General features: G+C 66.0%; 20 protein-coding genes and 1 tRNA gene. 10 read left to right on the top strand and 11 right to left on the bottom strand.

Annotated elements, in window-relative coordinates:
• Positions 1-21: 21 nt before the first annotated feature.
• The 3 genes from ASE13_RS08660 to ASE13_RS08650 all read right to left on the bottom strand — a co-directional run bounded on the left by ASE13_RS08660 (position 22) and on the right by ASE13_RS08650 (position 2,282).
• A complete protein-coding gene (locus tag ASE13_RS08660; RefSeq protein ID WP_056613536.1) occupies positions 22-615 on the bottom strand; it encodes a CC0125/CC1285 family lipoprotein in 594 nt (197 codons plus the stop codon).
• A gap of 132 nt (positions 616-747) precedes the next feature.
• On the bottom strand, positions 748-1,269 hold the full coding sequence (locus ASE13_RS08655; RefSeq protein WP_056613534.1) for a phosphoribosyltransferase: 522 nt from the start codon (positions 1,267-1,269) through the stop codon (positions 748-750).
• A complete protein-coding gene (locus tag ASE13_RS08650) occupies positions 1,266-2,282 on the bottom strand; it encodes an adenosine deaminase (protein WP_056613533.1) in 1,017 nt (338 codons plus the stop codon). The genes ASE13_RS08655 and ASE13_RS08650 overlap by 4 nt, the downstream gene beginning before the upstream one ends.
• Positions 2,283-2,338: 56 nt before the next feature.
• Between ASE13_RS08650 and ASE13_RS08645 the strand changes: the two genes are divergently transcribed.
• On the top strand, positions 2,339-2,572 hold the full coding sequence (locus ASE13_RS08645) for a KTSC domain-containing protein (protein ID WP_235536894.1): 234 nt from the start codon (positions 2,339-2,341) through the stop codon (positions 2,570-2,572).
• A 167-nt stretch (positions 2,573-2,739) separates the two neighbouring features.
• Positions 2,740-3,693, top strand: a complete 954-nt coding sequence (locus ASE13_RS08640; RefSeq protein ID WP_056613529.1) for a phosphatase PAP2 family protein — start codon at positions 2,740-2,742, stop codon at positions 3,691-3,693.
• Between the two features lie 195 nt (positions 3,694-3,888).
• Here the strand turns inward: ASE13_RS08640 and ASE13_RS08635 are convergent.
• The 3 genes from ASE13_RS08635 to moaA all read right to left on the bottom strand — a co-directional run bounded on the left by ASE13_RS08635 (position 3,889) and on the right by moaA (position 5,816).
• Positions 3,889-3,963 (bottom strand) — tRNA-Asn (locus ASE13_RS08635).
• A 75-nt stretch (positions 3,964-4,038) separates the two neighbouring features.
• Positions 4,039-4,806 carry an NAD kinase gene (locus tag ASE13_RS08630; RefSeq protein ID WP_056613528.1) on the bottom strand — a complete coding sequence of 256 codons (768 nt, stop codon included), beginning with the start codon at positions 4,804-4,806 and terminating at the stop codon, positions 4,039-4,041.
• Positions 4,803-5,816, bottom strand: a complete 1,014-nt coding sequence (gene moaA, locus ASE13_RS08625; RefSeq protein WP_056613527.1) for a GTP 3',8-cyclase MoaA — start codon at positions 5,814-5,816, stop codon at positions 4,803-4,805. The genes ASE13_RS08630 and moaA overlap by 4 nt, the downstream gene beginning before the upstream one ends.
• Positions 5,817-5,896: 80 nt before the next feature.
• Here moaA and ASE13_RS08620 point away from each other — a divergent pair, with 80 nt between their 5' ends.
• Both ASE13_RS08620 and ASE13_RS08615 read left to right on the top strand, forming a co-directional pair.
• On the top strand, positions 5,897-7,879 hold the full coding sequence (locus ASE13_RS08620; protein ID WP_056613526.1) for a putative bifunctional diguanylate cyclase/phosphodiesterase: 1,983 nt from the start codon (positions 5,897-5,899) through the stop codon (positions 7,877-7,879).
• A complete protein-coding gene (locus ASE13_RS08615) occupies positions 7,876-8,277 on the top strand; it encodes a hypothetical protein (RefSeq protein WP_056613523.1) in 402 nt (133 codons plus the stop codon). Before ASE13_RS08620 ends, ASE13_RS08615 begins: the two co-directional genes overlap by 4 nt.
• Positions 8,278-8,343: 66 nt before the next feature.
• Here the strand turns inward: ASE13_RS08615 and mfd are convergent, their stop codons facing one another.
• Together mfd and ASE13_RS08605 are read right to left on the bottom strand one after the other, a co-directional pair.
• Positions 8,344-11,802, bottom strand: a complete 3,459-nt coding sequence (mfd, locus tag ASE13_RS08610; protein WP_056613520.1) for a transcription-repair coupling factor — start codon at positions 11,800-11,802, stop codon at positions 8,344-8,346.
• Positions 11,803-11,899: 97 nt separating this feature from the next.
• A complete protein-coding gene (locus ASE13_RS08605; protein WP_056613517.1) occupies positions 11,900-12,166 on the bottom strand; it encodes a succinate dehydrogenase assembly factor 2 in 267 nt (88 codons plus the stop codon).
• Positions 12,167-12,237: 71 nt separating this feature from the next.
• Between ASE13_RS08605 and recG the strand changes: the two genes are divergently transcribed.
• The gene (gene recG / locus ASE13_RS08600) at positions 12,238-14,301 is read left to right on the top strand and encodes an ATP-dependent DNA helicase RecG (RefSeq protein WP_056613515.1); all 2,064 of its coding nucleotides are present in this window, start codon (positions 12,238-12,240) and stop codon (positions 14,299-14,301) included.
• 1 nt (position 14,302) lies between these two features.
• Here recG and ASE13_RS08595 read toward each other — a convergent pair whose 3' ends face one another.
• Both ASE13_RS08595 and tyrS read right to left on the bottom strand, forming a co-directional pair.
• A complete protein-coding gene (locus ASE13_RS08595) occupies positions 14,303-14,626 on the bottom strand; it encodes a PilZ domain-containing protein (protein WP_056613513.1) in 324 nt (107 codons plus the stop codon).
• A gap of 99 nt (positions 14,627-14,725) precedes the next feature.
• On the bottom strand, positions 14,726-15,952 hold the full coding sequence (gene tyrS / locus ASE13_RS08590) for a tyrosine--tRNA ligase (protein WP_056613512.1): 1,227 nt from the start codon (positions 15,950-15,952) through the stop codon (positions 14,726-14,728).
• Positions 15,953-15,984: 32 nt separating this feature from the next.
• Between tyrS and ASE13_RS08585 the strand changes: the two genes are divergently transcribed.
• The 5 genes from ASE13_RS08585 to ASE13_RS08565 are packed head-to-tail and all read left to right on the top strand — an operon-like array spanning position 15,985 to position 21,477.
• Positions 15,985-16,524 carry a DOMON-like domain-containing protein gene (locus ASE13_RS08585; RefSeq protein ID WP_156404791.1) on the top strand — a complete coding sequence of 180 codons (540 nt, stop codon included), beginning with the start codon at positions 15,985-15,987 and terminating at the stop codon, positions 16,522-16,524.
• Complete coding sequence (locus tag ASE13_RS08580; protein WP_056613508.1) at positions 16,521-17,717, top strand: exo-beta-N-acetylmuramidase NamZ domain-containing protein; 1,197 nt, start codon at positions 16,521-16,523, stop codon at positions 17,715-17,717. The genes ASE13_RS08585 and ASE13_RS08580 overlap by 4 nt, the downstream gene beginning before the upstream one ends.
• Before the next feature lie 36 nt (positions 17,718-17,753).
• Positions 17,754-18,929: a hypothetical protein gene (locus ASE13_RS08575; RefSeq protein ID WP_056613506.1), complete on the top strand. Its 1,176-nt coding sequence runs from the start codon at positions 17,754-17,756 to the stop codon at positions 18,927-18,929.
• Between the two features lie 35 nt (positions 18,930-18,964).
• The gene (locus tag ASE13_RS08570; RefSeq protein WP_056613504.1) at positions 18,965-20,083 is read left to right on the top strand and encodes a DUF2336 domain-containing protein; all 1,119 of its coding nucleotides are present in this window, start codon (positions 18,965-18,967) and stop codon (positions 20,081-20,083) included.
• On the top strand, positions 20,080-21,477 hold the full coding sequence (locus ASE13_RS08565; protein WP_056613502.1) for an ATP-binding protein: 1,398 nt from the start codon (positions 20,080-20,082) through the stop codon (positions 21,475-21,477). Before ASE13_RS08570 ends, ASE13_RS08565 begins: the two co-directional genes overlap by 4 nt.
• A gap of 39 nt (positions 21,478-21,516) precedes the next feature.
• On the opposite strand, the gene ASE13_RS08560 is transcribed toward ASE13_RS08565, so the two are convergent.
• Entirely contained in the window at positions 21,517-21,831 is a 315-nt protein-coding gene (locus tag ASE13_RS08560; protein WP_082596646.1) for a hypothetical protein, read from the bottom strand.
• Positions 21,832-21,882: the final 51 nt, after the last annotated feature.

The raw sequence follows: 21,882 nt of genomic DNA, 5'->3' as shown, positions 1-21,882 counted from the left end.
GCGCGAGGGAGGATTTTTAGATCAGCGCGTTTCGGGCATCTTGATCTGGGGGCCGAGGCGGTCGAGCACTTCGCGCGCATCGAAGGCGCGAACATTGGTGCTCGGCTTGGGGCCGCGGCCGGTCACGATCTCGGCCGTCGCTTCATATTGGCGGACGGTGCGATAATCCCAGTCACGGTCACGCCAGAAGGGGTCGTCCCAGAACGGATCGTAGCTGCGCCAGCCCCAACGCGGGCCGCGATAGAAGCGCCATGACGGGCTCCAATAGCCCCACGGGCCGGGTCCGTAAAAGGCGCCCGGCGTGCGATAGGTGTCTGTCTTGGTCTCGGTGTCGCGCGTGACGAGGATGAAATGGTCGAAGCCACGCTGCACGGTGAGTTCGGCCGCCCGGTAGAGCAGATAGCGCTCGACCGTCTCGCGCGAGGTGAGGCTGTTGCCCGCGAAGCTGACGCGGAAACGATTGCTTTCGATCTGCTCGTCGGAGAAGCCCAGCCGCGACGAGGCGGTGGCGGGCTGATACGGCGTTGCGGTCATGCAGCCCGCGAGTGCGGCGCTGCCCGCAAGCGCTGCTGCCAGCGCCAGAATGCGCGGGCGTCTGGTTATGCTATTTAGCATGGTTCCTCCGGTAGTTACGGCGAGGGGCGGGGATGCCGATCGCGAGTCGAACGCGCACGGGACAGGAAAGGCTCCCGCGCGAAGACACGATGAATCGTGCGCCTTGGGCGATTGACGGAGGCTGAACGATTCTCAGGCGATCCGCTCCGGGACTTCCATCGCTTCCTCGGCGATCTTCGTGCGTGGCGCCATCGCTTCCCAGGGGAAAATGAACCAGTCCTTGGTCACGCTCCGGTCGATCATGCGGTGGCGATAATCGACGCGCTGGGCGGAGACGATGTTGTCGATCAGCACGGCGAAGCGGATATTCTCGCCGATCGCGCTCTGCACGGCGAGCGCGGCGCGGATCGCGCCGATCGTGCGCCCGCTGTCGTTGATGTCTTCTACGAAGAGAAGCTGGTCTCCGGCGCGAGTGCGTTCGGCGAGGACCGCTACGAGTGCGGCACCGAAGGAGGCGATGCCGGCTGAATGGTCGATCGAGACGAGTTGGATATCCATGCGGTGCGACAGGTACACGCCCGGCGTCAGCCCGCCGCGGCCGACCCCGACGAGCAGGGCAGGGCGCCAGCCCTCGGCCTCCATCGCGGCGGCAAGCGCCTCGATACCCTCGATCATGTCGTCATGGCTGTAGGGAGAGAAGACGATCTCGCTCATGAATGCGCCTCCACATAGGCGTCGAGCGCGGCGAGGTGCGCTGCGACCGCGTCGTCGGGCAGGAAGGAGCCGAGGAAGCTGTTGCGCGCCAGCGTGACGAGATCGTCGCGATCGAGCTGGCGGCCTTTTGCGACCGCACGGTAATTGTCGCCGACATAGCCGCCGAAATAAGCGGGATCGTCCGAATTGACTGTGGCGCGCAGGCCGAGGCGCAGCATCCGGTCGATCGGGTGGGCATGGATCGAGGCGACGTTGCAGAGCTTGACGTTGGAGAGCGGGCAGACAGTGAGGGTCATGCCCGAACGGGCGAGTCGAGCGACGAGGCCCGGATCCTCGAGGCTGCGATTGCCGTGATCGAGCCGGTCGACATGAAGCAGGTCGAGCGCTTCATGGACATATTCGGGCGGGCCTTCCTCGCCGGCATGCGCGACGCGCTTGAGCCCCATCGCGGCAGCGGCGGCGAAGACGCGCTCGAACTTGGACGGGGGATGGCCGATCTCGGACGAATCGAGCCCCACCGCGTCGATCCGGTCGATCCACGGCTGGGCCTGGCTGAGCGTCTTGAACGCGTCCTCCTCGTCGAGATGGCGCAGGAAACACAGGATCAGCTTCGAAGTGAGGCCATGGCGCTTCTCGGCTTCGGCCATGCCCGCGAGCAGCCCGTTGGCGACCACGCCGAACGGGATGCCGCGATGCGTGTGGGTCTGCGGATCGAAGAAGATCTCGGCGTGGACGACTCCATCGGTCGCCGCGCGATCGAAATATGCGAGCGCAAGGTCGCGGAAATCCTCCTCCGTGCGCAGCACTTCGGCCCCGGCATAATAGATGTCGAGGAAATCCTGCAGGTTTGAGAAATCGTAGGCGGCGCGCACTTCCTCGACCGAGGCGAAGGGAATCACGACCCGATTGCGGCGGGCGAATTCGAACATCTGCTCGGGCTCGAGGCTGCCTTCGATGTGGAGATGCAGCTCGGCCTTGGGCAGGCCGGTAATGAAGACGTCGAGATCGCTCATCGGGCGAGCATCGCAGGGGCGAGGGAGAGGTGCAAGCGCAACGCGGAGCACGGTGCATGCGTTGTCCGCACATGCCTTCCAGCGTGATCCGCCGATGGGACTATGACGAGGCCGAGCATCGGCTCGACATCATTTTCGTCAGCGGCAAGCGCTATAGCTATCACGACGTCCCGCCGCGCGTGGCGGAGGGGATGCGCGAGGCATTCTCGAAGGGCAGCTATTTCAACCGCAGAATTCGCGACCGTTTCGCCTTCACCGAGCACCGCGCCCGGGCGTCAATCGCCGATTAGGTGCAGGGCAATCTGGCGTCGGTGCCTCCAAGAGCTTTGCTGTGCGGTCGGATCGTCGCATTGCCGTTGGCCGCGAACCTGCTGAAAACCTCTTCCAAACCAGTCCGGCGATAATCGCAGGATGGTAATCGGTTGCAGTTGCCAGCCGATCGGCGCAGCCATCGAGCGTGATCGGTCAAATAGTCAGCAGGCTGCGCCACGGCGTACCAGAGATCGAACGCCGCCGGGCGTTCGACGCTTCGCCTCCGCTGGTCTATACCGTTCTGGCGGCTGTTGCGCTCGCGACCGCAGCAGGCTTATTGCTACTTCGCTTCACGATCGATCCGGACATCTTTCTCTATGCGCTTTGGCCGGCATGGCTCTGGCTAGGCGGTATCCTCGTCAAGCGCGTCGGACACACCAGTATCGGTGGGGCGGCCGAGGTCGCCGGTTTGGTCTATGCAGGTGCCTTTGCCTTTATTTTCGGCATTCTCTGCCTGACAGCTATCGCCACATCGGATCAGGATGCCGCGCTTCATCGCGCTGATCTGGCTCTCGGCTTCGATTGGCGAGCGTTCGCCGACTGGATCCGCCCCTATAATCTCACGCAATCCATCTTGACTGCGGTCTATCGATCGTTGGTTTGGCAATCCGCTGCCATCATCGCCCTGCTCTTTGCCGCCGGAAGGGGCCAGAGAGCGTGGCGACTGGCCGCCGCGTGGTTTGCGTCCCTGTTGCTATGTTCGGCCTTTTATCCCTTCTTTCCGGCGCAAGGGCCGATGGTCTATTTTCATTTTCAGGAAGCCCAGTTTCCCGGCCTGCTTTCCGATTCGCCCTGGAGGTTCGGCCCCATCATCCATGCTGTCCGCGATCAGGGATTGCGCCACATCGAACCCGTGCTCCTGACCGGCCTGATCACCTTTCCCAGCTTCCACGTCGCCGCTGCTTTGATCCTCGGTTGGGCGGCGGGGCCCGTTCGCTATGTCGGCCCGGTGTTCGTTGTCCTCAATGCTCTGATGGGCGTATCGGCCATCATCTGCGGCCCGCATTATCTGGTCGACATCATCGCTGGCATTGGCGCCGGACTGGCGGGTATCGTGCTCTCCAAATATATCGTCGCGTTCAGGATCAAGGCTGAATAGGCGCCATTGCGCGGCGTCGTGGCCCGCCGAATCGTGCGACGGCAGCCGACATGACAAGAGCCACTGCGGCGGAAGTGGACGGGCGAAAGCATTTCGTCGCGCCTTTCAGCCTGAATGTAATAATACGTGTCACAACGTCGCCGAAGGCGGAACGCTGGCGACGCCAGAAAACCGTGGGTTTCTGCGGATTTGAAGTGGCTCCCCGGGCCTGATTCGAACAGGCGACCATTCGATTAACAGTCGAACGCTCTACCGCTGAGCTACCGGGGAAAACCGTCTTCTTGGCGGCCGTGGCCGCTGCGGAGGCGCGCCTATAGCAGCGGGTTTTCCGACATGGCAAGAGGCTCAGGCGATGAATTGTTCCATCGTTATGCGGTCGTCCAGCGCATGCTCGGGATCGAAGAGCAAAGTGAGGTCGCGCATATGGTCGATTGCGACATCGACGCAGGCGACTTCCCGGACTTCGCGCTGATCGGCGACGGCACTGACCGGGCGCTTGTCGGCCTCGAGCACCTTGATGCCGATGCGGGTCTTTTCGGGGAGGATCGCCCCACGCCAGCGCCGCGGCCGGAACGGGCTGATCGGCGTGAGCGCGAGCAAAGCCGAACCGAGCGGCAGGATTGGGCCGTTGGCGGAGAGGTTGTACGCAGTCGAGCCCGCTGGGGTTGCGACGAGCATGCCGTCGGCGATCAGCTCTTCGAGCACGACGCGATCGTTGATGGTGACTTCGAGCTTGGCGGTCTGGCGAGTCTCGCGGAGCAACGAGACTTCGTTGATCGCGGGGAGCACGCATTGTTCGCCGTCGACGGTGGTCGCGGTCATGCTGAGCGGCGAGACGCGGAACGGTTTTGCGCGGGCCAGGCGCTCTTCGAGGCCTTCGAGCCGCCAATCGTTCATCAGGAAGCCGATCGTGCCGAGGTTCATCCCGAACACGGGAAGGATCCGGCGGCGCTCGAGCATCGCGTGGAGCGTCTGGAGCATGAAGCCGTCGCCGCCGAGCGCCACGACCTGCTCGGCCTGGTTGAGGGGGACCCAGTCATAGGCCGTGCGGAGTTCCTCTGCCGCGAGCTGGGCAGGAGGCGTCGGCGAAGCGACGAGCGCGCGTGCGATCATCCGCCGGTGACGCTCATGTGGCGCGCGACGGCGGGCGCGGAACCCGGTGCGATGTGGAAATCATGCGCAGCGGGCTTGAGGTCGAGCGCCTCGCTGATGCGCGTATCGACTTCGGCGAGCCCACCGGTGCGGATCGCTTCGCGCAGATCGACCGAATCCTCATGGCCGAGACACATATGGAGCTTGCCGTCGGTCGAGAGGCGGACGCGGTTGCAGGTTGCGCAGAAATTGCCGGTGAGCGGCGAGATCAGGCCGAGCCGCGTATCGGTGCCGGCAAGGTGCCAATAGCGCGCCGGGCCGCCGGACTGGTGATCGTCGGGTTCGAGATCGAACCGGTCGCGCAGATCGGCGAGCACGCGGGGGAGCGGCAGGAAGCGATCGGCGCGGTCCTCGTCGATATGGCCGAGCGGCATCGTCTCGATCAGGGTCAGATCGTGGCCCCGTTCGCCGGCCCAGGCGAGCATCGGTGCGATCTCGTCTTCGTTGAGGCCCTTCAAGGCGACCATGTTGATCTTGACGCGCAGGCCCGCCGTCTTCGCCGCCGCGATCCCGCCGAGCACCTTGGCGACGTCGCCGTGGCGGGTGATGTAACGGAATCGCTCGGCGTCGCGGCTGTCGAGGCTGACGTTGATCCGGCGCATGCCGGCGTCGAACAGCTCCTCGGCGTGCTGGGCCAGGCGCGTGCCGTTGGTAGTGAGCGTGAGCTCGTCGAGCGTGCCGCCGACCTGGCGGCCCAGGCGGCGCGCCAGCTCGATCATGTCGCGGCGTACCAGCGGCTCGCCGCCCGACAGGCGAATCTTTCGGACACCACGCGCGATGAAGCGCTCGGCGATCAGCGCGATTTCCTCGAGGCTGAGCAATTCCGCCCGGGGCAGGAAGGTCATTTCCTCGGCCATGCAATAGCGGCAGCGGAGATCGCAGCGATCGGTGACCGAGATGCGCAGATAGGTGATCGCGCGGCCGTGGCGGTCCACCAACTGCTGGTCACGGGTGGCGAGGGGGCTTGCCATGGTGCCGGGGTAAGGCCTTGCGCGCGACCAAACAACCCTTGCGATGGCGGCGCGCGAAGCTTCACGCTATCGAGGGGCGAATGGATGACAATTTCACGATCGCCGATGCCGCCACCGCCACCGACACGCCGGTGTTCGTGCTTTCCTTCCGGCAACGCGACGAAGTGGCGGCAGCCGCGGCGGGCGGCGGCTGGCGCGTGGTCGCGGCGCGGCGCCCGGACGGGCTCGAGCAGCGCTTTCTCGCGAGCGGCGCCAACGTCGCGGTGATCGATGCGCGCGGGGCGATGAGCGAAGGGCTCGACGCCACCAAGGCGCTGGCCCGGGTGATCGAGGCGCATGGCGGGGCGATGCTGATCCTCGTTTCGCAGAGCGACACGGTGCACATGCGGCATTTCTACGATGCCGGGGCGACGCATTTCCTCGGCAGCCCGATGTCGTCGGCGGCGATGGCGCACGCGATTCGCTTCGCCCAGCGCCACGTCGAGCGGCTGGCGCGGTCGAGCGGGCAGGGGACTGGTGCCGCCGAGCCGCTGGGGTGGAGATTCGATCCCGAGATGCGATCGCTGCAGCTCACCCCCGGGCTGGCCAATCTGCTCGGGCTGAGCGAGGCGCCGGGGTTGCTCTCGGTGATGCGGCGGCTGGACAAGGACGATCGCAGCCTGGTCAAATCGGCGCTGAAACGGCTGGACAGGCACCAGGGCTCCACCGCCTTCGCGCACGATCTGGGCGGCGTTGGGCGTGTGGTGCAGCATCTGCAGTTCGATTCGAAAAGCGGCTCGCTCCATGCCCTTGTCGAGGCGCTCGGGATCGCACCGGATGCCAGCCTGGCGGTGCGCGATGCGCTCACCGGCGCGCGCGATGCCACCAGCGCCCGGCGCTGGATCGATCGCGAACTGGCGGAAGGCAAGTCGGTCGGCACGATCCTGATCGGCCTCAATCGGTTCGAGACCGTCAACACCGCTTATGGCCGCGAAGCAGGCGATGCCCTGCTGCGCGGCGTCTCGCGCAGGGTCGCCGAAGTGGCGCGAGAGCTGCTCGGGCGTGAGGCGATCGTCGCGCGGATCGGCGGATCGGAATTTCTGGTTGTGAGCCATGATGCCGGCGGCACTCGCCTCGCCGAGGCCGAAGCGCGGCTGGAGGAGGCGTTGAGCCGACCCTTCGTGGCGGGCGGCGAAATCGCGCATCTGGGCGCGCGGATGGTCAGCGTGACGAGTGTCGCCGGCGACTCGGCGGGAAGCCTGTTGCGGCGCGCAAGCGAGGCGATGCTGGGCGACGCGGTTCCGGCCGAGCCGAACGCGCCGCCGATCGAGGAACTCGCCAACGACCTGCATCGCGCGCTCGAGCGCAGTGAGATCGGCGTACGCTATCAGCCGCAGGTGGCGATCGCTTCGGGGCAGGTGATCGGGGTCGAGGCGCTGGCGCGCTGGCACCATCCGCAACTCGGCGAGATCGGGGCCGAGACCTTGTTTCTCGCGGCCGAGCGCGCCGGGCTGGAGGCGCAGCTCAGCGACCATGTCCAGCGACGGGCACTGACGGGTGCGTCGCAATGGCCGAGCAAGCTCGGTAACCTGCGATTGTCGATCAACGTGACTGCCGCCGATATCGCGCGCGCCGGATTCGCCGACAACCTGCTCGGGCGAATCGACGCCAGCGGCTTCCCCCGCTCGCGCCTGACCGTGGAGATTACCGAGAGCGGAATCATGGCGGATCTGACCGAAGCGGCGCGGCTGCTCTCGCAGCTCCGCGCGGCGGGATGCCGGGTCGCGATCGACGATTTCGGCACCGGTTATTCGAGCCTCGCTTATCTGAAGGCGCTGCCACTCGACTATCTCAAGATCGACAAGCGGCTGAGCCACGACATCACCGGCGCACACCGGGACCGGGTGGTGGTGCGCGGCGTGATCGACATGGCGCGCTCGCTGGGACTGGCGGTGGTCGCCGAAGGGGTGGAGACCGACGCGCAGCTGGATCTGCTGGCGAAGGAGGGATGCCAATATTTCCAGGGCTATCTCTGCGCCGAGCCGCTCGACGTGCCCGCGCTCGCCAATCTGGTGCAGGGATGAGCGATCCGCAGGATCTGACCGGCGTCTGGTACGGCCGCTACTCGGCTGATCAGGATGATCAGGACAATGGCTTCATCGCGCTGCTGGAGGAACAGCACGGCGCGGTGACGGGCACGATCAGCGAGCCCGACCAAGGCATCGGCGGCATCCGGCGTGCGACCGTGCACGGCCAGCGCGACGGCGCAAGCATCAGCTTCACCAAGCAATATGACGGGACCGGTGGCTGGACCCACAGTGTCGATTATGCCGGGAATGTGGATCCTGACGGCACGCTGGTGATGGGCGGCTGGGTCGTCGAAGGCTTGACCGGCGCGTTCGACATGACGCGCGAGAAGTTCGACGCCGAGGCGCTGGAGGGCGAGGAAGACATCGCGATCGTGCTTGGTCGCGGCGCCTGAACTGATCGAGAGGGCCAATCTCTAATCCTTCCCCGCTGCGCGAGGGAGATTTTTGCGTAACCAGCTTCAACTCGCCGCCTTCGCCAGCCCTCGCGACAATTGCAGCGCGCCGTGGAGCCGTGCGGAAGGATTCGCCCAGGCGCGAGTGATGACCAGCTTCATGTCGGGGCGCAGCCTCGCGGTTTCGCCGAGCTTGTCGACATAAGCGAGCAGGCCCGCGACATTGGGGAACTTGTCGTCGAAGAAGGTGACGAGCGCGCCCTTGGGACCGACATCGATCTTGGCGATGCAGGCCTTCTTGGCGTTGAGCTTGGCCTCGATCAGGCGGAGCAGATTGTCGGTCGGCTCGGGCAACTTGCCGAAGCGATCGATCAGCTCGGCGGCGAATTCCTCGATGCCCTGTTTGTCCTCGACATCGTTGAGGCGGCGATAGAGGCCCATGCGCAGGTCGAGATCGGGGACATACTCCTCGGGGATCATGATCGGCGCGTCGACGGTGATCGAGGGAGACAGGTCCTTGGGACGGATATCGTCGCGCAGCCCGCCAGCCTTGGCATCCATGATCGCCTCCTCCAGCATCGACTGGTAGAGTTCGTAGCCGACTTCCTTGATGTGCCCCGATTGCTCGTCGCCGAGCAGATTGCCCGCGCCGCGGATGTCGAGATCGTGGCTGGCGAGCTGGAACCCGGCGCCCAGCGATTCAAGATCGGAGAGGACTTTCAGGCGCTTGTCCGCCGCCTCTGTCATCTGCCGCTCGGGCGGAGTGGTGAGATAGGCGTAAGCGCGCGTCTTGGCGCGGCCGACGCGCCCGCGGATCTGATAAAGCTGTGCCAGGCCGAACTTGTCGGCCCGGTTGACGATCAGCGTGTTCGCCGACGGGATGTCGAGCCCGGATTCGATGATCGTGGTCGAGACGAGCAGGTCGTAGCGGCGGTCATAGAAAGCCGACATCCGCTCCTCGACTTCGGTCGGAGCCATCTGGCCATGGGCGATGACGTAGCTGATCTCGGGCACGTCCTCGCGCAGGAACTTCTCGATATCGGGCAGGTCCGAGATGCGCGGCGTGACGAAATAGGCCTGGCCGCCGCGATAATGCTCGCGGAGCAGCGCCTCGCGCAGGACCACCGGGTCCCACGGCATGACATAGGTGCGCACCGCGAGGCGATCGACCGGCGGGGTCTGGATCACCGAGAGCTCGCGCAGGCCCGACATCGCCATCTGGAGCGTGCGGGGGATCGGGGTGGCGGTGAGGGTGAGGACATGGACGTCCGCCTTCATCGCCTTGAGCCGCTCCTTGTGGGTCACACCGAAGCGCTGCTCCTCGTCGACGATGACGAGGCCGAGACGCTTGAAGTCGATTCCCTTGGCGAGAATCGCGTGCGTGCCGATCACCACGTCGATCTTGCCCTCGGTGATGCCTTCCTTGACGGCCTTTGCCTCGGCGGCGGGGACGAGGCGCGAAAGGCGGCCGATCTCGATCGGGAACCCCTGGAAGCGCTCGACGAAATTGCGGTGGTGCTGGCGGGCGAGGAGGGTGGTGGGGCAGACCACCGCCACCTGCATTCCCGCCATCGCCGCCACGAAGGCGGCACGCAGCGCGACCTCGGTCTTGCCGAAGCCGACATCGCCGACGATGAGCCGGTCCATCGGGCGGCCCGCGGCGAGGTCCTCGAGCACGTCGTTGATCGCGCGGTCCTGGTCGTCGGTTTCCTCATAAGGGAAGCGATCGACGAAAGCGGGATAGCCGCCATGATCGGGCTCGGCGACTTCGGCAGGACGTGTGGCGCGCTTGGCGGCGGTGGCGATGAGCTCGCCCGCGATCTCGCGGATCCGCTCCTTCATGCGGCTCTTGCGGCGCTGCCATGCCTCGCCGCCGAGGCGGTCGAGCGTCGCGCCTTCCTCGCCTGCGCCATAGCGGGTCAGGACTTCGAGATTCTCGACGGGGACGTAGAGCTTGTCGCCGCCGGCATAAGAGAGCGCGACGCAGTCGTGCGGCGCCTTCTGGACCGGGATCTGGGTCAGTCCCTCGTAGCGGCCGATGCCGTGCTCGATATGCACGACGAGATCGCCCGGCGACAGTGTGGCGAGTTCCTGGAGAAACGCATCCGTATTCTTGCGCCGCTTCGAACGGCGGACGAGGCGATCGCCGAGCATGTCCTGCTCGGTGAGCACGGCGACGTCGGGCGCAGTGAAGCCGTGATCCAGCGGCAGGACGATGAGCGCGATGCCCATGTCGGCGATGCCGAGGGCCTCCTGCCAGCTGGCGGCGGTGCGGGCGCCCTTGAGGCCGTGATCGCCCAGCAGTCCCGACAGCCGCTCGCGCGCGCCGTTCGAATAGCTGGCGAGAATCGGCTTCCTGCCGTCTTTGCGGACCTTGGCGAGGTGGGCGACTACTGCTTCATAGACGTTCGCGCCTGCGGCGCGCTCGGGCGCGAAGTCACGGGGACCATCCACATCGAAGTCCAGCACGGTGGTGGATTCGGGCTCGTGGAACGGTGTGGCGATATGAACCGGCCCGTGATCGAGCGCTTTCGCCCATTCGTCGGGCGAGAGATAGAGCGCATCGGCAGCGAGCGGACGATAGCTGCCGGGGGCGGAGCTTTCGGCGCGAACGCGGTTCTCCTGATAATCGGCGATCGCTTCGAAGCGCTGCTCGCCGGCGCCACCGGTGGCCGAGTCGCGCACGAGCACGGCCTCGTCGGGCAAATGATCGAACAGCGTCTGGAGCCGCTCTTCGAACAGGGGCAGCCAATGTTCCATGCCCGCTAGGCGGCGGCCGTCGCTGATCGCTTGATAGAGCGGATCGCCGGTGGCCGTGGCGCCGAACTTCTCGCGATAGCGGGTACGGAAGCGCTTGATCGATTCCTCGTCGAGCAGGGCTTCGGAGGCGGGGAGCAGGACGAAGCCATCGACGCGGCCGGTGGTGCGCTGGTCCTCGGGCGAGAAGGTGCGGACCGACTCGATCTCGTCGCCGAAGAAATCGAGGCGGAGCGCCTGTTCGGCGCCACTGGGGAACAGGTCGACCAGACCGCCGCGGACTGCGAATTCACCGGAATCGTTGACCGTGTCGACACGGACATAGCCATTGGCCTGGAGCAGGGCGGCGAGCTTATCGAGCCCGATCCGCTCTCCCGGAGCGAGGCGTGCGACGAGCTGGCGGATGCGGAAGGGGGTCAGCGTGCGCTGGGTGGCGGCGTTGACCGTGGTGACGATCAGCCGCGGCTTTTCGGATTTGGTCTGCAGCGCGTGGAGCGTCGCGAGCCGCTCCGACATGACGCGCAGGGTCGGGCTGGCGCGGTCATAGGGGAGGCAGTCCCACGCCGGATAGCTGAGGATGTCGAGCTCCGGCGCGAACCAGGGTGCGGTCGAGGCAATCGCGCGCATCGCCGCCTCGTCAGGGGCGATGAACACCGCGGTACCGCCGGCGCGCGCGAGATCAGCCAGCATCCAGGGGAGGAAGCCGGTAGGGGTGCCCGAAAGCGTGAGCGGGCGGGTGGCGGAGAGAATCTTCTTGAGGTCGGGCATTCGTTCTTCTTCTTCGTCATCCCGGCGGAAGCCGGGATCCAGAGCCACGGCGGTCGTCGCTCGAGACTCTGGGCCCCGGCTTTCGCCGAGGTGACGGCTAACGGGAAATCGGTACGTAGTTCAGTGTCTTGAGGGCGTTCATTATCGTTCCCTCGTAGCGCGCGGGGACAATGGCAGTTCCCATCGCCCAGGCCATGATATCGACGTCCTGTTCTTCCAGCAGGATTTCGAACAGCTCGATCTCGGCATCGTCCCAGCTTTCGGCATGCGCGTCGAAGAAGCCGCCGATCAGCAGATCGGCTTCCTTGACGCCGCGATGCCAGGCACGGAAGCGCAGGCGCTTGAGGCGGTGTTCGCGGTCCACAGGATCTCCAACGCAAATCGGCCGGCGGCGCTTTGAGCGACCGTCGGCTTCGGTGTAGGGCGGAGATAGACATGCGGCCCGACATTCTCAATCCACTGTTCGCGGAAGTCACCGCGCTGAAGGGCATCGGCCCGGGGCTGGCCAAGCCGTTGGAGCGGCTCGGGCTGGCGCGCGCGGTGGACGTCGCCTTTCATCTGCCGACCGGGTTCATCGATCGCGTCGAGCGCGACGAACTGATGGCCGCAGACGCGGGGCGCGTGATCGCGATCCAGCTGACGCCGGTGAACTATAAGATGGGCGGCAGCGCGCGGGCGCCGGCGCGGGTGCACGCGATCGACGTGCACGGCAATTATGTCAGTCTCGTCTATTTCGGCGGCAATTCGGGCTGGGTGAAGAAGCTGTTGCCCTTGAACGAGCCGCGTTGGGTGTCGGGCAGGCTCGAGCAATATGGGCAGGACCTGCAGATCGTGCACCCGGATTACGTGCTCCCGCTCGACCAGAAGGATGAGGCGGGCGGGCGCGAGGCGATCTATCCATGCTCCGAGGGCATCACATCGCGCCGGATAGCGGCGCTGGCGGCGCAGGCGATCGAGCGCGCTCCCGAATTACCCGAATGGATCGAGCCGAGCCTCAAGGCGCAGAAGGGCTGGCCGGGCTGGCGTGAGGCGCTGGCTGCGATCCATGCCGATCCCTCTGAGGCCAAGGCGCGCGAGCGGCTCGCTTATGACGAGATCTTCGCCAACCAGCTCGCATTGATGCTGGTACGCGGTGAGGCGCGAGCGAAGCGCGGGAGTCCGTTGGCGGGCGACGGGCGGCTCCGCGACCGTCTGCAACTCCCCTACACGCCGACGGGGGCGCAATCGCGGACGATCCGTGAGATCGAAGGCGACATGGCGCAGAGCCAGCCGATGCTGCGGCTGCTCCAGGGCGATGTCGGTTCGGGCAAGACCCTGGTCGCCACGATGGCGCTGCTGATCGCCGCCGAGGCAGGCGCGCAGGGCGCGATGCTGGCGCCGACCGAAATTCTGGCACGCCAGCATTTCGAAACACTTATGCGCATGCTCTCAGGGTTGGATGTAAGAGTGGCAATCCTCACCGGTCGCGACAAGGGCAAGGCGCGCGAGGCGACCTTGATGGGGCTCGCCGACGGATCGATCGACATTCTCGTCGGCACGCATGCGATCTTCCAGGAGGGGGTTCGCTACAAGGATCTCGGGCTCGTGGTGGTCGACGAGCAGCATCGCTTCGGAGTCGCCGAGCGGCTGATGCTCCAGTCCAAGGCGCAGGTGCCGCCGCATCTCCTCGTCATGACTGCGACGCCGATCCCGCGCACGCTCCAGCTGGCGACGCATGGCGAGATGGACGTCAGCCGGCTCGACGAGATGCCGCCTGGCCGCGAGCCGATCGAGACCAGCGTGATCTCCGAGGATCGACTGGCCGAGATCGTCGAGGCGCTGGGGCGGCATCTCGGCTCGGGCAAGCAGGCCTATTGGGTGTGCCCGCTGGTCGAGGAAAGTGAGAAAGTCGATCTCGCCGCCGCGGAGCAGCGCGCGGCGGAGCTGCAAATGCGGTTCGGCGACAAGGTCGGGCTGGTCCACGGGCGGATGAAGGGGCCTGAGAAGGATGCCGTCATGGCGCGCTTCGCCAGCGGCGCGATCGGTGTGCTGGTCGCGACGACGGTGATCGAGGTCGGCGTCGACGTTCCCAATGCCACGCTGATCGTGATCGAGCATGCCGACCGATTCGGACTGGCGCAGCTCCATCAATTGCGCGGGCGGGTGGGGCGCGGCGGAGGCAAATCGCATTGCGTGTTGCTCCGCGGGGCCGGGCTTAGCGAGACCTCGCGTGCCCGGCTGGCGCTGATGCGCGACACCAATGACGGCTTCCTGATCGCCGAGCGCGATCTCGAGTTGCGCGGCGGCGGCGAATTGCTCGGCACGCGGCAGTCCGGCGAGGCGCAATTCCGGCTGGCGACGCCCGAGATGATGCAAATGCTCATGGTCGCGGCCAATGCCGACGCCCGGCTGCTGGTCGATCAGGATCGCGGGCTCAAGACCGTGCGGGGCGAGGCGGCGCGGACGGCGCTCTATCTGTTCGAGCGCGATGCCGCGGTGGCGCTGCTGCGCGCGGGTTAGGCTATTTGCCCTTCACCATGGTGGCGATGAGCTCGTAATAGCTTGCGAGATCGATTGCCGGATCGAACTGGCAGCCGAGCCGTCCGCCCAACCACCAGCGGACTTCGGCGGCGACGGTTCCCGCGCCCGGCAAGACCACGCGAAGGCGGTCTCCGGTCTCGAATGGCGTGTCGCAACGCGCCATCAGCCCGTGCGGCGAGATGTTTACGATCAGGAACGTGAGCTGGCGCGCATCGGGGCCGAACGCCCGTGCACGATAATGCACGTCGTCGCGCATCGTCTGCCGGTCGTCGGCGATGGCCAGATTGCCGATGCTAAAACTCACGGGCGCCTCGCTCAAACCTTGAGGTACGGCTTCCCTGATATCTCGTTCGCGTGAATTCCGTTCAAACGAAGCTGCTTAACATTGGCTTACGCGCCGATTTCAGGCCGGCACGAGAAGCCCGTGGCGCTTCCTGCCGAAGCTGACTTTCACTTGCCCGGTCACCATGACCATCGCTGTCGGATCGCCGACCTGCTGGTCGTCGATCTTGATCGCGCCCTCGGCGATTTTCCGGCGGGCTTCGCCCTTGGAGGGGCATAGCCCGAGGCCGATCAGCGCGTCGACGATATTGATGCTGCCCTCGGGCACAGCGAAGCTCGGCAGCGCTTCGCCGGCGGTGCCTTCCTCGAAGGTGCGGCGGGCCGTTTCGGCAGCTTCCTGCGCCGCAGCGGGTCCGCGGCACATCGCCGTCGCTTCGTTGGCGAGGATCTTCTTGGCCTCGTTGATCTCGGCACCTTCCAGCGCCTCCAGCCGGACGATTTCGTCGAGCGGCAGATCGGTGAACAGGCGCAGGAACCGGCCGACGTCGCGATCGTCGGTGTTCCGCCAGAACTGCCAGTAATCGTAATGCGAGAGTTGATCGGGGTTGAGCCAAACGGCGCCCGACATGGTCTTGCCCATCTTGCCGCCGTCCGCCGTGGTGATCAGCGGCGTAGTGACGCCGTACACTTCGGTGCCGTCGACTCGGCGCGACAGCTCGATGCCGTTGACGATATTCCCCCATTGGTCCGAGCCGCCCATCTGCAGGCGGCAGGCGGAACGGCGCGACAGCTCGAGGAAGTCGTAGGCCTGCAGGATCATGTAGTTGAATTCGAGGAACGACAGCGACTGCTCGCGATCCAGCCGAAGCTTGACCGAGTCGAAGCTCAGCATCCGATTGACCGAGAAATGCTGGCCGTAATCGCGCAGGAAAGGCAAATATTCGAGCGCGTCGAGCCATTCGGCATTGTCGACCATCACTGCGTCGGTGGGGCCGTGGCCGAACGTCAGGAAGTTCTCGAACACCGTCTTGATCGAGGCTATGTTGCTGGCGATGGTATCGACCGTCATCAGCTTGCGGGCTTCGTCCTTGAAGCTGGGATCGCCGACCTTGCCGGTGCCGCCGCCCATGAGGACGATGGGTTTGTGGCCCGCCTGCTGGAGCCGGCGGAGCAGCATGATCTGGACGAGGCTGCCGACATGGAGCGACGGCGCGGTGGGGTCGAAGCCGATATAGCCGGGAACGACCTGGCGCGCGGCAAGGGCATCCAGCCCCTGAGGGTCGGTGACCTGGTGGATATAGCCGCGCGAAGAGAGCAGGCGGAGCAGATCGGACTGGTATTCGGTCATGATGCCGCGCCGCCTAGCATGGAGGAAGTGCCTTGGGGAGAGGATTGGGCAATGGGACGCTGGTGCCGCATCCCGATTTCGAACCGGTTTCGGTGCGCGGCATCGACGTGATGCTCGCGTGCGGCGGCGACGGACGATGGCTGATCGAATATCGCGTGGATGGGACCGACGATCTGATCACACCCGAGCCGGCCCAGGCGCGCCGCACCGAGGAACTCTGGAAGCACACCTGCTTCGAGCTGTTCATTCGGCCAGAAGAAGGCGACGGCTATTACGAGTTCAATTTCTCCCCCTCGGGAGAATGGGCAGCGTATCGCTTCAAGGCATATCGCGCATTCATGACCGATATGCCGTTGATCACTCCGGCGATCGAATGGTGGGGCGGCGAGATGCGCGCAGCGGTGGACCTGTCCGGCCTGCCCGACGGCGACTGGTGCGTCGGCGTCACCGCAGTGATCGAGGAAGCGGGCGGCAAGCGTTCCTTCTGGTCGCTCGCCCATCCGCCGGGAAAGCCCGATTTCCACCATGAGGCTTGCTTCGCCTTCGAAGTCCCGGCAGCGATGCGCGCATGAAATTCGGCATCGATCGGCTGCTCGCCGACCCTGAACTCCGCAAACCCCTTGAAGGCAAGCGCGTCGCATTGCTCGCGCATCCGGCTTCGGTCACCGCGGACCTGACGCATTCGCTCGACGCACTGGTGGCGACGGGACTCAACGTCTCGGCGGTGTTCGGGCCGCAGCATGGCGTGCGCGGGGATCTCCAGGACAATATGATGGAATCGCCGGATTATACCGATCCGACCTACGGTGTGCCCGTGTTCAGCCTCTACGGCGAAGTGCGGCGGCCGACGGGCCAGTCGATGGGGACGTTCGACGTCATCCTGATCGATCTGCAGGATGTCGGCTGTCGAATCTACACGTTCGTGACGACGTTGCTCTACGTGCTCGAGGCCGCGGCGCAGCACGGCAAGGAAGTGTGGGTGCTCGATAGGCCCAATCCCGCGGGGCGGCCGATCGAGGGGCTGACCCTGCTGCCCGGCTGGGAAAGCTTTGTGGGCGCGGGACCGATGCCGATGCGGCACGGGATGACGCTGGGCGAGATGGGGGCGTGGTTCATCCGGCAATTCGGTCTCGATGTGGACTATACCGTGATCGGGATGGAGGGGTGGCAGCCTGAGGTGGAGCCGGGGTTCGGCTGGCCGCCGGAGAGGCCGTGGATCAATCCGAGTCCCAATGCCGCCAACGTGAACATGGCGCGGGCCTATGCCGGCACGGTGATGCTCGAGGGCACCAATTTGTCCGAGGGGCGGGGGACGACGCGGCCGTTGGAGCTGTTCGGCGCTCCCGACGTGGAATCGCGCGCGATTGTCGCTGAAATGCGTCGACTTGCGCCGGATTGGCTGGCGGGATGCACGCTCCGCGACATCTGGTTCCAGCCCACTTTTCACAAGCATGTAGGCCAATTGTGCTCCGGCGTGTTCATCCATGCCGAGGGGCCGGCCTATGACCATGCACGATTCCAGCCCTGGCGTGTGCAGGCGCTGGGATTCAAGGCGATCCGGGCGCTTTATCCGGACTACGACCTGTGGCGCGATTTCCCGTACGAATATGTCTTCGACAAGCTGGCGATCGACGTGATCAACGGCGGCCCCGCCTTGCGCGAATGGGTCGACGATGCCGGCGCCGCGGCGGGCGATCTCGACGCGATCACGCTGCCCGACGAGGCGGCCTGGGCCGAAGCGCGGCGGCCGTTCCTGCTGTATTGATTGCGTAAGGCAGGACGAGGGCTTAACGACCGCACCATGCTGGCGGGGCTGATTTTTGCGATCGAGGAGGCGAGCGACCGGCCGGGGACGCTCGTTGCGACGCTGCCTTTCGGCGGCATGACTTTGCTCGAATATCAGGTGCGGCTGCTCTCGGGCGCGGGCGCGCAGCATGTTCTGGTGGCGGTCGGCAAGATGACCCCGGCCTTGCTCTCCGCAGTGAGCCGCGCGAGCCGGCGCGATCTCTTCGTCGAGATCGTCCGGTCGGCCGAGGAAGCCGCCGAAAAGATCGGCGAAGAGGCGCGGGTGCTGGTGATGGCCGACGGGCTGGTCACTACCGATCCGGTGATGGATCGGATGGGCCATGAGGGTCCCGAGGCATTGCTCGTCACCGATGATGCCGATTCGCCCGCCGCGATCGAGCGGCTCGACATGCGCGATTGCTGGGCGGGAGTGGCGCGGATCTCGATCGGACAGCTCAGGCAGATCGCGCAGATGCCCGACGATTACGACTTCCAGTCGGCGTTGCTGCGCGTCGCGGCGCAATCGGGCGCCGATCACGTGCCGCTGACCGCGAGCTGGCTGCGCAGCGGTCATGCCGTCGAGCATAGCGCCGAGGGCCTTGCCGCGCGCAATACCGGGATCATGGCGGCATTGACCGAGCGGCGGACCGACTGGGCCGATCGCTGGGTGTTCACGCGCATCGCGCGGATGGTGCTGCCCGAACTGGTCTCGCGCAACGTACCCGGTTGGGCGCTGATCGGCGTGGCGGGCGTGCTCGCTTTGCTGAGCTTCACGGCGATCGCGTATGATTGGGAAGGCACGGGACTGATCGTCTCGCTGCTCTCGGCGGCCACCTTTGCGACGAGCGGCGCGATGGCGGCGCTGCGCGGGGAAGAACGGCGGGCGAGGGCGATCGAATGGACGCTGCTGGCCCTGTTCGGCGGTGTCGCGCTCGGCTGCGGCTGGATGGAGCGCGTGCGGCTCGATACGACCACGCCGCTGGTGCTGGCGGCAGTGGCGCTCGCGACACAGTTCTTGATCGAGCGCGCACCTTCGCGGCACCGGCGCTGGTGGGCAAGCCCGTCGGCGCACTTGCTGTCGCTGACGCCGTTCGCGTTGGCCGGGCTGATCCAGTTCGGGCTCGGCGCGGCGGCGCTTTATGCTTTCATGACGCTGGCGGCGGCGGTTGAGGGCACGCGCGAAAAAGCTTAGCTTCGCTTTAATCACATTCCGCTAGTCAGAGGTCGATGTCGGATAACTCCGTCGACATAACCCACGGCGCCACCAGCGGCGCTCCCGAGCTGCTCGCGCGCGCGGCGGCTGCGGAGACGCGCGCCCATGATGGGTTGGCAGTGGCGATCGACGACTTCTTCCTGCCCGACGAGGCACGGCTCGACGAGCGCACGCGGGCGTCGCTGTCGCTGCTGCTGCGCGCGTTGGTGGAGACCGTGGAGGCCGAGATTCGCGAGAATGGCGCGCGGTTGCTTAGCGAGCGCGGCGAGGCGCGGCTCTCCACGGCGATTCTGCGGACCGAGGCGAGCGTCTGCAATCGTCTGTTCGATTCCGGTCTGTTGCGCGATCCAGCGCTGATGACCGAACTGATCGCACGGGTGCGCCAGGACGCGATCGCAGCGGCACTGCCGCTCAACGCACCGGACAATCCCGAGCGTCCCAGCCTGGTCAATCGATTCGTCCAGCACCCCGATCGCGCGCTCGCCAGCGGTGCGATGGCGGTGCTGATCGCCGAAAGCCGGCGGCGCGGCGACCCCGATGCGGAACATTTGACCCAGACCGACCTGCCTGCCGAGCTGCACTGTCGGCTGGTCTGGTGGGTGGCAGCGGCGTTGCGCGAGCGTGTGGGGGAAGCCGCCGACGGCGCGCTGCCGCTGCTCGACCGAGCACTGTCCGACGCGGCGCAACGCAGCCTCGCCGCTTATGACGAAGGCGATCGGCTGGAGGGCGCGGCGATGCGCTTTGCCGCGGCGATCGACGCCCAGCCCGACGAACTGCCGCGGATGCTGGTCGAGGCTCTGGGCGACCGCCGCATCGTGCTGTTCATCGCATTGCTCGCCCATGCATTGGGAGTGAGCTATTCGCTCGCCCGCGAGATCGTGCTCGAATCAGGTGCCGAGCGACTCTGGTTGGCGCTCCGCGCGCTCGATCTGGGGCGCGAGGCGATCGCCCATATCGGCTTCGCCTTGTGCGAGGCCGATCCGCGCCGCGACGTCGAGCGCTTTGCCGATCGGCTCGACGCAATCCTTGCCATATCGAGCGACGATGCGCGCAATGCGATCGCGCCGCTGCGGCTCGATCCGGACTATCGCACGGCGCTGCTGGCATTGGCCCGCACCGGGGGCGCGGCATGAACGCGATCGATCGCTCGATCCCCGTCTCATACGGACGGCTCGACCGCGAGGGACGGCTGATCGACGCCGAGGCGCGGCTGGCCGAACTCAATCTGCGTGCCGGTGGCGAGCGGGGCGCGCCGCTCGCAGTGCCGCAGATCGCCACGCTCGCGCGGCTTTCGCAGCGGCTCGGTATCGCGATCTCGCGCAATGTCGTCGCCGCGGACGGCGAGGACGATCTCGACTTGTGGGTCCGCGCCGAGCCCGAGGACGGCGGCGTCCGGCTCGAAGTGAGCGGATGGCGCCAGCGGCCGGCCTGGCGTGCGATCGGCAGCGAGCTCGAACGCGACGGCGACTTTTTCCGATCGGCTGCCGACTGGCTGTGGGAGACTGACGCATCGCTGCGCATCACCTTCCTCTCGATCGAGGCGGGCGAGCGTTATGGCTTCGAATCGAGCGAGATGCTCGGCCAGCCGCTGACTCGTCTGTTTCATCTGGAGCAGGACGAAAGCGGCAATTTGCCGATTCTCGACGCCGTGGCGGCGCAGGCGCAGTTCGACGGACAGAAGGCGGAGATTCGCGGGACCGGGCGGATGGTGCGACTCGCGGCCGCTCCGCGTAGCGACCCCGGCGGGCGTTTCGCAGGATTCGTCGGCGCGGCGCACATGCTCGAGATGCCTCTCCCGCCCGAGCCGGGACCCGATACGCCTTTGCCGGCGCCGGCGGCGGCATTCGGGGGCTTTCCCGATTCGTTCAGCCAGCGGCTCGATCGCGCGCTGCGCGGACCGCTCGGCAAGATCATCGCCAACGCCGACAGCATCAGTGCGCAGCTGGATGGACCGCTCAAGCCCGATTATGCCGAATATGCCAGTGACATCGCCAATGCCGGGCGGCATCTGTTGGGATTGGTCGAGGATCTGGTCGATTTACAAGCGATCGAACGCGAGGATTTCGCGATCCTGATCGAGCCGATCGACCTTGCGGATGTCGCTCGGCGTGCGGCCGGGCTGCTCGCCGTGCGCGCAGCGCAATCCGAAGTGCGGATCGACAAGCCGGCGATGGACGATGCGTTGCCGGTGACCGGCGAGTTCCGCCGCGCATTGCAGGTGATGGTCAATCTGATCGGCAACGCGGTACGCTATTCGCCGCCGGGCGCGATGGTGTGGATCCGCCTCGAGCGTGAAGGCAATATGGGCTGCGTGATCGTCGCCGATCAGGGCAAGGGCATCGCGTCGGAGGATCACGCGCGGATCTTCGAGAAATTCGGCCGCGTCGACGACAGCGAGCCGGGCGGATCTGGCCTCGGCCTCTATATCGCCCGGCGACTCGCCCGAGCGATGGGCGGCGACATTGTCGTCGACAGCGCACCGGGAATGGGCGCGCGTTTCGTATTCAGGCTTCCTTTGCGAACGTAAACGGGGCGCCCGCCGGTCCGGCAGACGCCCCGTTCGAGGTCAGCGGCGGCGGCAGACCGTCACACGCCCCTGATAGCGCCGCCATTCGGTCCAGCAGACGCGATGCGAGCGGTGCCCGCGATAATAGCGTCCGCGGTCATAACCACGGCCCCGATCCCAGCGATTACGATCGCCGCGATAACGGCGGTCATCGCGATAGCGTCGGTCGTCGCGATAGCCGTAACCATAGCCATAATCCTGCACGGCGGCGCTGGCGGCGACCAAGGTAACGGGTGCCGCACTGGCGGCTGTGGTGGCACCGGCGACGCCCGTGAACGCAAGCGCGGCGGCGGCGATGATCCTGACAATCTTCATCATGCTCTCCTGTCAATTCTCCCGCAGTGACGGCAGAATAGGATTCGCCAA

It is taken from the genome of Sphingomonas sp. Root241 (assembly GCF_001428865.1).
Classification (GTDB): domain Bacteria; phylum Pseudomonadota; class Alphaproteobacteria; order Sphingomonadales; family Sphingomonadaceae; genus Sphingomonas.
The sequence above is the reverse complement of the archived record's forward strand: the minus strand, read 5'-3'. Positions and strand labels throughout refer to the sequence as shown.